The sequence below is a fragment of the uncultured Methanobrevibacter sp. genome (genome assembly GCF_946184425.1).
Classification (GTDB): Archaea; Methanobacteriota; Methanobacteria; order Methanobacteriales; family Methanobacteriaceae; genus Methanocatella.
The window spans coordinates 38884-51734 of sequence record NZ_CAMHFP010000001.1; the positions used below are offsets into that span (position 1 = coordinate 38884).

The 12851-nt window shown below is 32.9% G+C and carries 15 protein-coding genes; 12 read left to right on the plus strand and 3 right to left on the minus strand.

The features are described 5' to 3' along the window. Positions 1–140 precede the first annotated feature (140 nt). Positions 141–1283 (minus strand): alanine--glyoxylate aminotransferase family protein, encoded by a 1143-nt coding sequence (locus Q0P94_RS00135; protein WP_295112150.1) that lies wholly within the window; start codon positions 1281–1283, stop codon positions 141–143. 175 nt (positions 1284–1458) lie between these two features. Here Q0P94_RS00135 and Q0P94_RS00140 point away from each other — a divergent pair, with 175 nt between their 5' ends. Together Q0P94_RS00140 and Q0P94_RS00145 are read left to right on the plus strand one after the other, a co-directional pair. Continuing rightward, entirely contained in the window at positions 1459–2151 is a 693-nt protein-coding gene (locus Q0P94_RS00140; protein ID WP_295112152.1) for a YitT family protein, read from the plus strand. A gap of 15 nt (positions 2152–2166) precedes the next feature. Next, positions 2167–2814 carry a YitT family protein gene (locus Q0P94_RS00145; RefSeq protein WP_295112155.1) on the plus strand — a complete coding sequence of 216 codons (648 nt, stop codon included), beginning with the start codon at positions 2167–2169 and terminating at the stop codon, positions 2812–2814. Here the strand turns inward: Q0P94_RS00145 and Q0P94_RS00150 are convergent. After that, positions 2808–3755 (minus strand): hypothetical protein, encoded by a 948-nt coding sequence (locus tag Q0P94_RS00150; protein WP_295112158.1) that lies wholly within the window; start codon positions 3753–3755, stop codon positions 2808–2810. The two genes, Q0P94_RS00145 and Q0P94_RS00150, sit on opposite strands and share 7 nt — an antisense overlap. Before the next feature lie 212 nt (positions 3756–3967). Here Q0P94_RS00150 and Q0P94_RS00155 point away from each other — a divergent pair, with 212 nt between their 5' ends. Both Q0P94_RS00155 and Q0P94_RS00160 read left to right on the plus strand, forming a co-directional pair. Continuing rightward, positions 3968–4687 carry a 6-hydroxymethylpterin diphosphokinase MptE-like protein gene (locus tag Q0P94_RS00155; RefSeq protein ID WP_295112161.1) on the plus strand — a complete coding sequence of 240 codons (720 nt, stop codon included), beginning with the start codon at positions 3968–3970 and terminating at the stop codon, positions 4685–4687. A gap of 36 nt (positions 4688–4723) precedes the next feature. Continuing rightward, a complete protein-coding gene (locus Q0P94_RS00160) occupies positions 4724–5833 on the plus strand; it encodes an ORC1-type DNA replication protein (RefSeq protein ID WP_295112164.1) in 1110 nt (369 codons plus the stop codon). Between the two features lie 120 nt (positions 5834–5953). Here the strand turns inward: Q0P94_RS00160 and Q0P94_RS00165 are convergent, their stop codons facing one another. Then, positions 5954–6130 (minus strand): hypothetical protein, encoded by a 177-nt coding sequence (locus tag Q0P94_RS00165; protein WP_295112166.1) that lies wholly within the window; start codon positions 6128–6130, stop codon positions 5954–5956. Positions 6131–6217: 87 nt separating this feature from the next. On the opposite strand from Q0P94_RS00165, the gene Q0P94_RS00170 reads away from it, so the two are divergent. From Q0P94_RS00170 to Q0P94_RS00205, 8 genes are all read left to right on the plus strand, one after another. Further along, the gene (locus Q0P94_RS00170) at positions 6218–6640 is read left to right on the plus strand and encodes an archease (protein WP_295112169.1); all 423 of its coding nucleotides are present in this window, start codon (positions 6218–6220) and stop codon (positions 6638–6640) included. 33 nt (positions 6641–6673) lie between these two features. Further along, the gene (locus Q0P94_RS00175; RefSeq protein WP_295112171.1) at positions 6674–6994 is read left to right on the plus strand and encodes a hypothetical protein; all 321 of its coding nucleotides are present in this window, start codon (positions 6674–6676) and stop codon (positions 6992–6994) included. A 243-nt stretch (positions 6995–7237) separates the two neighbouring features. Continuing rightward, entirely contained in the window at positions 7238–8686 is a 1449-nt protein-coding gene (locus Q0P94_RS00180) for an RtcB family protein (protein ID WP_295112174.1), read from the plus strand. Positions 8687–8690: 4 nt separating this feature from the next. Then, positions 8691–9449 carry an S-methyl-5'-thioadenosine phosphorylase gene (gene mtnP, locus Q0P94_RS00185; RefSeq protein ID WP_295112177.1) on the plus strand — a complete coding sequence of 253 codons (759 nt, stop codon included), beginning with the start codon at positions 8691–8693 and terminating at the stop codon, positions 9447–9449. 10 nt (positions 9450–9459) lie between these two features. Beyond that, positions 9460–10029 carry a flavodoxin family protein gene (locus Q0P94_RS00190; RefSeq protein WP_295112180.1) on the plus strand — a complete coding sequence of 190 codons (570 nt, stop codon included), beginning with the start codon at positions 9460–9462 and terminating at the stop codon, positions 10027–10029. Position 10030: 1 nt separating this feature from the next. Further along, a complete protein-coding gene (locus tag Q0P94_RS00195) occupies positions 10031–10351 on the plus strand; it encodes a NifB/NifX family molybdenum-iron cluster-binding protein (protein ID WP_295112182.1) in 321 nt (106 codons plus the stop codon). Between the two features lie 53 nt (positions 10352–10404). Then, positions 10405–11793, plus strand: coding sequence for a glutamate--cysteine ligase (locus Q0P94_RS00200; protein ID WP_295112185.1), 1389 nt, complete (start codon positions 10405–10407; stop codon positions 11791–11793). Between the two features lie 426 nt (positions 11794–12219). Then, a complete protein-coding gene (locus Q0P94_RS00205; protein WP_295112188.1) occupies positions 12220–12801 on the plus strand; it encodes a 30S ribosomal protein S3ae in 582 nt (193 codons plus the stop codon). Positions 12802–12851: the final 50 nt, after the last annotated feature.

Here is a 12851-nt window from a genome sequence, read left to right on the forward strand (position 1 = left end):
GTTTCAAGTGTAACTTTTCACATCTAAGTTATAAGAATTTTTCATGAGGGGTGTGTTTCAAGTGTAACTTTTCACATATAACTTATAAGCAATATATTTTTTATATCATAAAATTTTCAAAAAAAATAGTAAAAACAGAATCATAAGTATGATTCTGTAATAGATGCTACACCAGCACCAGCTTCATCAATTACACCTAAACCTTTCAAGGTCATACCGATAGCTGCAAAGGTTTGGGTTAATTCTTTGTAGGTAACATTTCCCATGTGTCCGATTCTGAAAATATTTCCTTTTAAGTGATCTTGTCCGCCAGCTAACTCTACGCCATATTTGTCACGTGTAGTTCCTCTGAAATCAGCATCAGTAATGCCTTCAGGCATTTTTACTGCAGTAACAGTAGCGGATGAAACAGCTTCATCAGCGAATAATTCTAATCCTAATGCTTTAACAGCTGCAACACTTGCTTTTGCTGCTTTGTGGTGGCGTGCAACTCTATTGTCTAATCCTTCTTCTAAAACCATTTTTAAAGCTTCATTCATTGCATAAGTAAGTGAAACTGATGGTGTGTATGGGGTTTGAGGAGGTACTTTGTCCCCACTTTTTTTAGCTGCTTTCATATCTAAATAGAAAGTGTTTGTTTCCACTTTATCAGCAGCTGCCCATGCATCATCACTGAAGGTAATTGCGCCCATTCCCGGTGGTGCTGCAATACATTTTTGTGATCCGGTAAGACATACGTCAATGCCGAATTTGTCCACGTTTACTTCATCTCCCGCAAGAGATGATACGGTATCTACGATGTATAATGCATCATAATTTTTCATTACTTTACCGATTTCTTCGATAGGTGCAGCGACACCTGTGGAAGTTTCGTTGTGGATTACACTTACAGCTTTTATGTCTTCATCTGCATCTAATGCTTCTTTAATAGCTTCGGGAGTTACAGCAGTTCCCCATTCGACCGCCAATTCTTGTGCGTCGATTCCATGAGTTTGAGCTATTTTCATGAAACGTTCTCCGAATTTTCCTCCTACAACATTTAACATTTTTTCTCCAGGTGCTACAGTATTTGCAATACCTGCTTCCATAGCTGCAGTTCCAGATCCAGTTAATAAATAAGAATCATTTTGGGTTTGGAAAACTTTACTCATTAATTCAGTAGTTTCAGTTAAAATTTCACCATATTTAGCGCCTCTGTGGTTAACAACAGCTTGAGACATTGCATTAAGCACTCTTGGGTGTACTGTTGTTGGTCCTGGAAGCATTAATAAAATATCGTTCATTAAATTCCTCCAATTTTCTAGAAAATTAGCTTATTTTCAAGCTATTTATATTTTTAATCTTTATACTTATTAAAGATTTTTAATATATGATTTTATTCATAATTATGTGGAGTTGCAATGTACATTTTAGTGCATTGTTTAAAATTGTGTACTATTTTATACTTATTGTTTAAATATGATTGAGGATAAACTATATTACATGCAATTTAGTGGAGAAGAGCTTACCTTCAAAAGGGTTTTCAATTATGTTTTTGGTTTGTATCTTATAACATTGGGGGTAGCATTTTCAATCAAATCGACTTTGGGCTCTGCTCCTGTAAGTTCAATTCCTTATGCTATGAATCTAATCTGGCTGATTGAAATAGGTGTTGCCACATTTCTATTCCATGCACTTCTGGTTTTTATAGAATGGATGCTTTTAAAGGATGACTTCAAAAGGAAACATTTCCTGCAGGTATTTGTTGGTGTGCTTTTTGGAGTATTCACAAGTTTTTCAGTATCACTTATGAATTTCATTCCTTCTGCAGATACCATAATTATTGCTCTTCTTATGTCTGCACTTTCAATACTTTTCATTGCTCTGGGACTTTTCTTTTATGTTCCGACAAATCTCATTCCTCTTTCTGTTGAAGGGGTTACACAGGCCATTGCAATTGTGTCTGAAAGGCCATTTTCCAAAATCAAGGTTTATATTGACATTACTATTGTTGCAACAGCATTAATTTTGAGTTATGGATTTTTAGGACAATGGGGAAGCGTTGGTTTCGGAACAATTTTAGGAGCACTTTTTATTGGAACAACTGTAAAGTACATTCATAAAATTCATTTTCACATTACTGGCAATGCAGTAGATTTAAAGAAGATGTAAGATAAACTATATATTATGATTAAAAGGATTTGTTTATTTACTGTGGGTTTGTTTATAATGTCTCTTGGAGTGGCATTTTCAATAGTTTCAACCCTCGGAACAACTCCTATCAGTTCAATTTCCTATTCTCTGGCATTGATAACCAATATAAATATTGGAATAACTACTTTCATATTCAATGCAGCACTGATTTTCATTCAGATAATTATTTTAAGGTCAAGATTTAGGAAAAAAAGATTGCTCCAGTTCATAAATTGTGTAATGTTTGGTTATTTTACTGATTTGGCTCTTTACTTGGTTTCATTCATTCCATTTAATAATACATTTTCGTATTTCATTCTGTTTTTATTAATAAGTATATTTTTAACAGCTTTAGGAATATTTATATACATGCCGGCCAATATAGCTCCTCTCCCCGGTGAGGGTTGTGTTGAAGCTGTTGCAATTGTTACAAACTGGAGGTTTTCATCAATCAAAATAGCATTCGATGCTTTAATGGTTATTGTTTCTCTGGTGATGTGCGGTTTGTTTTATACAAATATTTTAGGTGCTGTAAATGTCGGAACAATTATCTCTGCATTTATGGTTGGATTTACTTTAAGACAGATTTCCAATCTGTATTCCAGATTAACCGGAAGGCAAATCAATGTGGTAAATCAGTAATTCAATATCTTGTCGATTTTAGCTAATGTGTCTTTATCCAAGTTATTTTTTTCTTTAATTTCCATTAATATTTTTTTTGTCTGTTTTATCTGTTTTTCGCTTTCTTTTAGTTGTTTTTCGCTTTCTTTTAGTTGTTTTTCGCTTTCTTTTAGTTGTTCTTGGTTTTGTTTTAGTTGTTTTTCCTTTTGTTCCAACTGTTCTTTCTTTTCTTCTAATTTCTCTCCATATAAATCGTATGCGATTATTTCTAGATCTGATTTAAATTGCATCATATTCAGTTCTCCTAATAATTCACTTCTTTTTTCATAATCCTCAAAATATTTAAAAATCATTATTTGCAATACAAATGATATGTCTCTTTTTAATTCATATCTTATATTCTTATTCCTTTTAATTATTTTACACATTTTTTCAGTAATTTTTTTAGCACACTCTGCCGGGGCAAAAAATGGTAGAAATCCTATGTCAAGTATTTCAGATTCTGATAATTTTATGTCATGTTCTGTTTTATATACAATATTTTTGTATTTTTTCTTTATTTCATTTTTTGTAAGATATTTATAAATGGGTCTTATTAGGTCAGTTTCACTTATGTGATATTCCTTGATTGAATTTTTTGGGTCTACGGTTATGATAATTATTGTTGTTACAGGCATGTTGTAGAAATATTCAGCAAAAATTCTATAGTCTGCAAATCTTTTCATTTCATTTATTCCTACACTTTTTGATTGTGCTTCAATATTATTCAATTGATTTCCAGTTGTTTTGTATAAGCTATCCATTTTAAGATTTCTCATATCTCGAGTAATAACTTCGGTAGGATAGGATATTTCGTATTCATCTTCTAGCTTCAAATACCTGTGCAATAGTCTATTAAATACCATTATGGAGTATTTGTAGGAGATATCATTTGGCTGAAATATGTGTATAGTCAAATCCATAGTTTTTCCTCTATTAATTTCAGATTTCTAGAAATCATAATATGGTACATTAATGTATTTTAAAATTATATTAAAGCAAATATAAAATGTTTTGCTTGTAAATAACATCAATTTTTAATTTTTATATAAATTTAACAATTTTAAATCAATTTTTTTTTAAAAATAATAAATTATTTAATTGTTTAATTCTTATATTAATATGAGGTTTAAAAATGGATTTTGGACTGTGGGAGATTTATTATAAAGAGATTCTTGATGATTTCGGTTTTTCAAGAAAAGATGATGAAAACTCAGCAAAAGTGTTGGATGAGATATTGTCTGATGAAGGATGTCTAACTTTGGATAATTTGAGCCAAATTGTTAATTTTTCAGATAAATATATTGTATTTGGTGCTGGACCATCTCTTAAAGAGCATATTATTCAGTTAAAGGAAAATTATGATTTGAAAGATTACATTTTGGTTGCGGCAGACGGTGCGACAACCGCCCTTATAGAGGAAAGGATTTCTCCGGATATTGTAGCTACAGATTTGGATGGAAATCTTGATGATATTCTTTTGGCTAACTTAAGGGGGGCCAATATTGTTGTTCATGCTCATGGAGACAATTTGGAGCAGGTTATTAAATTCACTCCTTTTTTCAATAATGTGTTGGGCACCACCCAGGCACAGCCTGTCGGTAATGTATATAACTTCGGAGGCTTCACAGACGGTGACAGGGCAATATTCCTGGCAGTTGCGTTAGGCGCCAGCGAAATTACATTAGCTGGAATGGACTTTGGAGATATTGTAACAAAATATTCAAGGCCTTATCTCAAAACTGATTTGGCAAATGCTGATGACTTTAAAAAGAAAAAATTGATGTATGCAGAGAAGTTAACCGATTGGATAATTGAGAATGAAAATGTTGATATTATTAATTTGTGCAAATAATAATTGATTTATAATAGTTAAAATAAATTAGATAGTATGGGAATTGAAGATATTTTGATGTATGATGAAAGTCTTTTTCAAAACATAAATGCTTTTGATCCGGATTATATGCCTCAAAACTATAATTTTAGAGATACTCAAATGGAGGCAATGGCAATGTCAATAAGGCCTGCAATCCGTGGAGGTCAACCATCAAATGCAATTGTTTTAGGATCACCTGCTACAGGAAAAACAACAGCAATCAGAAAAGTGTTTGAGCTTGTTGAAAAAACTACAGAAAAGGTAGTATGTGTTTATATTAACTGTCAGTTGCATACAACTCGTTTTGGAATATTTTCGCAGATTTATAAAAAGATGTTTGGTCATCTTCCTCCGGAAACAGGTGTTCCTTTTTCAAGAATATATGACCAGATCATGAAAGATCTTCAAAAGAATGAGAAATCATTGGTAATTGCATTGGATGATGTTAATTACCTTTTCCAAAGTAAAAATGCTAATAAGGTATTTTATGATATGTTGAGGGCATATGAGGAGTATCCTGGAGTCAGAACTGCAATTTTCGCTATTCTCTCTGATTTGGAATTCAAATATGCTTTTGATAAGAATGTCAATACAGTCTTCATTCCTCAGGAAATAAATTTTCCATTGTATTCATACTCTGAAATAGAAGAAATATTAAGAAATAGGGCTCAGGCAGGATTTTATCCAAATGTTTTAAGTGATGAGATACTGGAACAGATTTCCATGTATACCTATGAAAATGGGGATTTGAGAATTGGAATCAACCTTTTAAAGTCATGCGGTAATATTGCGGAAGCTAATGCAAGCCGTGAAATTACTCAGGATCATTATGACCAGGCAATTGAGTCATTGGTTTCAATTAATATTCAGCAAACACTCGATTCATTAAATGATAGTGAAAGAAGTCTTATAAAAATAATTGCTGATTATGATGGAGTGTATACGGCTGGTGAACTGTCTGGAATATTTAAAGAAAAAACAGGATCCAGTTATGCTTCATATAATAGAACTTTGGATAAATTGGAATTCGTAAGATTAATTGATACCAAATTTACAGGAAAAGGGGTTAAGGGAAATTCTCGTGAAATTATATTGCGTTTTAACCCCGATGATTATGTCATCTAGTTTTCCTGTGGGAAATTAGTTTCTGTTAACATTAGATTTTTGCATGGTAAGCCTGTAAATCTAATGTGCAGCTTTAAGGGTTTGGTATTGTATTTTTTTTAAAAATAGTTCACACCAAGTTTACATTAAACCTGGAGTTGCTGCGACAACAGAAATAACTGATAAAAGTAATGCAGCTATTACAACAAGCATTACCATGCAAGATTGAACATCATAGTCACTGTATTTTATTTCGTCTGTCAATGAACTTTTTTTTCTTAAATCAGCTTTTAATGAGGTGTCTTTATTGCTTAACATATCAATCACTATACTTAATATTATTGGAATACTAATATAAAGAAAGAGAAAGAGAGCATTTGAGAAGTAATATTTTTGGTGAAAATTATGAAAAAATATGAATATTTTGATGTAACTGCTGATATTGGATTTAAAGCATATGGAAATACTCTCGATGAAGCTTTTGAAAATGCAGGATTGGCAATTTTTAATATAATTTCCGATACTTCTAATATATCTTCATATGTTGGTAAAGTATTTGAAATAACTTCAGAAGATGAAGTGTCTCTTTTATATGATTATCTTGAGGAGCTGTTGTTTTATCATGAGGTGGATTTCATGCTTTTCAGCAAGTTCGAGGTTGAAATTGAAAAAGTTGGTGAGGATTTTCATCTTAAAGCAAGAATCATGGGAGAACCAATTAATTGGGAAAAACATGAGCGAAAAACTGAAATTAAAGCAATAACTTATCATAAGATGGATGTTAAAAAAATAGGGCATTATGAACTTCAGGCTATTGTGGATTTGTAATTTTTATATAATATAAAAAATATATTTATTATTATGAAACGAAGAAAAACTATTTCAAGAACTTTTGAAATGATTCTTGGAATCATAGGTTCTCTGATAGGAATATTTTCAGGTTCTTTTTTAATTTTCATTGAAAATTTTGGCCATGTTCACACTTCTTTTTTAGGATTTGTGGCAATTCTTGCTTCCATTCTAGGGCTTTTTTCAACTTATTACCTTACAAAAAACGAGGAAGTGGCAGGTATTGGATTTTTGGTTGCAACAATGTTTGTAATTGTTGGAGCAGACCACATTAACGTGTTAAGTGCACTATTTTTATTGGTCGCTGGTATTTCAACACTTTTCAGAAAATAATTTTTATTTAACTTATTTATTTGTTTTTCATTCATAAGCAATCTTTTTTTTAAATAATCATGTTGATATTATAGTTTAATTTGGAATTCTAAGATTTTTAGATTATATTTAATGTAAATTTTCTTTCATGAATTCAATATTTTAATGTAAATTAATGCATATCTAGTTAAAATTAGCGGGATTACCAAAACTTTATTTAAATATCAAATATAAAAATTAAAGTATAATAATTCTGTGATTTTTATGACTATTAAAGATGAAATTAAAAAAGTTAGAGATAACGTTTATGAGATTACCGGGGCTTACGATAAAAAAATGAGAGCTTCTGGAAGATTTTATATTGATGATGAAAGTTTTGAAAATTTGGAAGAGGGTGCTGTTCAGCAGATTGTTAATGTTGCCTGCCTTCCGGGTGTTCAAAAATACTCAATTGGATTGCCTGATATTCACTTCGGATACGGATTTCCTATAGGTGGAGTTGCAGCTTTCAGCATGAGGACTGGTATTGTATCTCCTGGAGGGGTTGGATTTGATATTAATTGTGGAGTAAGAATGATTAAATCCAATTTGACTATGGGAGATATTGACGGCCACATTGACGAGCTTACAGAAAAACTATTTGAAAACATTCCTTCAGGTGTAGGGAGCAAAGGAAAAATCAGACTTGAAGACGGCGAAATTGACAAGGTCCTTGATTTGGGTGCGGAATGGGCTGTTGAAAATGGATACGGATGGCCTGAAGACTTGGAAGTTTTAGAGGAAAACGGTAAGATGGAGGACGCAGACTCAAGCATAGTCTCTGATAAAGCTAAAAAAAGAGGAATTCCTCAATTAGGTTCACTAGGTTCCGGAAATCACTTTTTAGAAATTCAGGTTGTCGATGAAATTTATGATGAGAAAGTGGCTGAAGTGTATGGCCTTAAAAAAGGAATGATTGTTGTAATGATTCACACAGGTTCCAGAGGATGCGGTCACCAAATCTGTTCTGATTACTTAAGAATTATGGATAAAGCTTATAAAAATTATAAAATCAATATTGCAGACAGACAGCTAGCTTGTGCACCATTGGATTCAAAAGAAGCTATGAATTATATCATGGCTATGGCAGCGGCTGCTAACTATGCATGGGCAAACAGACAGATGATAACTCATTGGGTTCGCGAAACCTTTGAAGAAGTTTTAGGAAAATCTGCAAAAGATATGGAAATGGACATATTGTATGATGTTGCCCACAATATTGCTAAAATGGAAACTCATAAAGTTCGCAATCGTGAAGAAGATCTTCTGGTTCACAGAAAAGGAGCAACCCGTGCTTTTGGCCCAGGTCGTGAAGAAGTTCCTGAAAAATACAGGGAAGTCGGACAACCTGTATTGATTCCGGGCACAATGGGAACCTCATCATACGTATTGCATGGAACCGATGTTGCAATGGAAGAAACATTCGGGTCCACAGCTCATGGTGCTGGAAGGATATTGTCAAGGTCTCAGGCTAAAAAAGATTACTCTGCAGATGAGATTTCTCAGGATCTCGAAAGCAAGGGCATCAAACTCAAGGCAACAAGCAAACATGTGGTTGCTGAAGAAGCTCCTGGAGCTTATAAGGATGTAGATAGTGTGGTTCGTGTATCTGACAGCACAGGAATCGCTAAATTGGTAGCTCGTGTTAAACCGATTGCAGTATGCAAAGGATGATATTATGATAGGCATAATTGGCGGCAGTGGAGTATATGAAATTACAAATGCCGCAGACAGCTGCACTAAAAAAATAGTTGAAACAGATTATGGTGATGTGGAAGTCTCCATTTTGGAAATCTTTTCCAAAAAAGTGGCTTTTATTCCTCGCCATGCTTCAGGACATAGCATTCCACCTCACAAAATCAATTTCAGAGCAAACATTGATGCATTGAAAAATGTTGGTGTAACAAAGATTGTCGCTACAAACTCTGTGGGGTCAATGAATCTGGAGATGCCTCCCGGATCATTTGTTATTCCCAATGACTTTTTAGATTTTTCACAGAATAGAGCAAAAACATTTTATGAGGATAAAGTGGTTCATATTGATGTTACAGAACCTTACTGCAGTGATTTGAGAGATGTGCTGGATAAATCTGGAGATGTGATTCTGGGAGGAACATATGTATGTACTGAAGGGCCAAGATTCGAAACTCCTGCTGAAATTAAAATGTTTAAGATGCTTGGAGGAGATCTCGTCGGTATGACTGGTGTTCCGGAAGTAACTTTGGCCCGTGAAAGAGAGATGTGTTACAATTCAATATGTATAGTTTCCAATTATGCATCTGGAATTTCGGATGATGCTCTTACAATCGACGAAGTCTTTGAAATGATTGCCGAAAAAGAAGTTGAACTACTTGAATTGATATATAATTTCATTAAAAATGTTGATGATTCATCAGATTGCACATGTCTTCATGCATTAGATGGTGCAGAAGTATAAGTGTGATAATATGTATAAGGTTATTTTATTAAATGCCAGTCCTAGGGCAAATTCCAATACTCTTGCTGCTTTGAAGGTTTGCGCTGAAGAAATTCAAAAGGAGGGTGTCGAAACTGAAATTATTTCCCTTAGGGGAAAGCACATCCAGTCATGTACTGCATGTTTAAGATGTGTCGAAACAGGAAACTGCATTCTTCCAGACGGGCTCGACGAGATTATTGAAAAAATAAGGGGTGCCGACGGATTTATTCCTGCAGCTCCGGTTTACTTTGGAACTGCCAGAGGAGATATTATGTCTGCACTTCAAAGAATAGGCAAAGTGTCACGGGGTGGCGATAAATTTCTGGATTGGATGGTTGGAGGTCCCATTGCGGTTGCAAGACGTGGAGGTGTTACCTTAACTTTGCAGGAAATGCTGATGTTTTTTGCAATCAACAATATGATTGTTGCCGGCAGCACTTACTGGAATATGGTGATTGCAGGGCCTGAAGGAACTGCTCTTAAAGATGAAGAGGGCATAGAAACTATTAAGTTATTCGGACAAAATGTTGCAAGAATTATTAAAAAAGTGAGGGGATGAAATGAGATTGGCTGTAGTGTCATCAGACGGTGAAAATGTTGATTTGCACCTTGGCAAGGGAAAATCCGTTTATATCTATGACTGGAATGAAGATTTAATTTTTGTCGAGTCAAGGGATGTTGAAATAGCACAAGATTCCAAGCATCAGGGCGGTAAAGTCTTGAAAGCTTGCAGTGATTGTGATGTTTTAATCGCTGTTCAATATGGTTTTAAATCAAAAATTAAGGCAGATGATCAAGGTATTAAGCTTGTCATGGATGAAGGTCCGATTGATGAAGTCTTAAAAAGGTACATTAATCATGTAAACTTCATGAAAAGTTAATTAATAATCTATAAATAACACGAGTTATAAATTATATAACAGTGGTGATTTAAATGGATTTGTCCTATTTATGTAAATTGTCTGCTGATGAAATTTTGAAAGGCTCTTTTGGAATTGAATGGGAAAGTCTCAGAGCTTATGCAGATGGTAAATTATCTTTAACACCTCATCCTGAAGTTTTTGGGGACAAATTGAAAAATCCATTGATAACTACTGATTTTTCTGAAAGCCAGATTGAGATTATAACTCCTACTTTTGACTCAATTGATGAGGCTTTCAACGTATTTTCTCTTTTGGCTGATTTGGTTAATGCATCACTTCCTGACGATGAATATCTTTGGTTTCAGTCAATTCCATGCATATTGCCCTATACAAGTGAAATTCCTATTGCAAAGTATGGTGAAGAAGGGAAGGCTTCAGAGGAATACCGTATTGAGCTGGCTAAAAAATATGGGTTCAAAAAACAGATGATTTCAGGTATTCATTTTAATTTTTCATTTGCTGAAGATAGTCTTCATAAATTATACGACATTGCTGGATATGAAAATTCATTCACTGATTTTAAAAATGAAATCTATTTAAAAATAGCCCGTAATTACTTGAGATACTGCTGGATGATAATTTATTTGACTGGTTGTTCGATTGGTCTGCATGATTCTTTTTCTAAAGATTGTATTCATTTGATGGATGCTCGTGATATGTATGGCAGCTATTATAGTACTAAAGGGCCTTCTTTTAGAAATTCTTCATGCGGATATAAGAATTTAAAGGATTTGCGCCCTAGTTATAAATCTGTTGATAAATTTACAAGAGATGTGCAATCATTTATAGATAAAGGGGATTTGTCTGAAGCTAAAGAATTATATACTCAAATCAGATTAAAACCAAAAGATCCGAAAGATTTATTAAATTCACTTAAAAATGACGGAATCGAATATATTGAAGTAAGAACATTGGATATTAATCCTTTTTATAAATGCGGTCTTATCCGTAATGATATGAAATTCTTGCATTTGTTTTTGATATATATGCTGATAAAAAATGAATCTGATTATGACGATTGGCAAAGGGAAGCTAAAATTAATGAAGAACTGGTGGCTGAAAGAGCTTATGATGAATCTATGAGGCTTTTAAAAGATGGTGAAGAGATTACTCTTAATAAATGGGCTTCAGATATTATAAACGAAATGCATGGTATGTGTGAAGTCTTGAACATTGATGCGACTGATACATTGAAATTAATGCATGATCGGGTTTCAAATCCTAAATTGACCTATGGTCAGAGACTATTGAAGCTGATTAGCGAAAGAGGTTATATCAATACTCATATGATGCTTTCTATGAGCAACAAAAAGACTAGCAAAGATTTTGTTAATGCTATGGATGGCAGTGAATGTGAACTGTATGAAAAATATGTTCCGATTGCACTTTTTAACAGATGATGTCTTTTAAAGTTTTTTTCATTAAACGGTTTTTAAGGAGTATTTGTTTATTTTAAGCATTATTAATTGTTTTCAGTTTTTCTGCTGTAACATTTTTTTAAAAATATATTTTTTTAAATTCGAGTTTTTTTCAAAATTTATGCGATTTTTAATAATCTTTATATATCATGAATAAAATAATTAAAAATAACCTTTATGGGCGGGTTTTAAAAAATAAAACTTAATTACAAATATTTACTTTAAATAACGTGAGAATAACTCACAATAGTCGAATAACTGATTATAAATCAGTAATTATTTATAATCTTTATTGCAGTTTAATTTGAATTATATAGATGAAATGCTGTATTTTTAGACTATTTTTAAAATTTTAATAGCGAATGCTATATTTATTATATATTACTTATAAAAAGAACGGATGATATAATGGCAAAGGCAAAAGCAAGACGTAGAGTACGTGATACATGGAAAGAAAAATCCTGGTATACTATTAAAACACCAGTAAACTTTGAAGATAAAGAAATTGGAGAAACTCCTGCAAGAGATCCAGAACTTCTCATCGGAAGAGGAGTTGAAGTAACTATGAGAGAATTAACTGGAGATTTCTCAAAACAATATATTAAACTCAGATTTGAAATTGATAATGTTGCAGGTGAAGTTGCAAACACCAAATTCACCGGTCACAAAACCACTACAGATTATGTAAGAAGCATGATTAGAAGAGGAACTTCCAGAATCGATGCTTCAGCTATTGTAAAAACCAAAGATGACCGTAAAATCAAACTTCAAGTATTGGCTGTAACTATCAGAAGAGCTAAATCTTCCCAACAAAAATACATGAGAAGTGTTATTGAAGGTTTACTCAAAGAAACCGCAGCTGAAAAATCATTTGACGATTTAGTAAAAGTTTGCGTAAATGGTAAATTAGCATCTGAAATTTACCACAATGCTAAAAAAATCTACCCTCTCAAAAGAGTAGAAATCATCAAAAGTAAAGTAATTGAATAGATTACTTTTCACTTCTTTTTTTATTTTATTTTATTTGTTTTTCCTGTCTG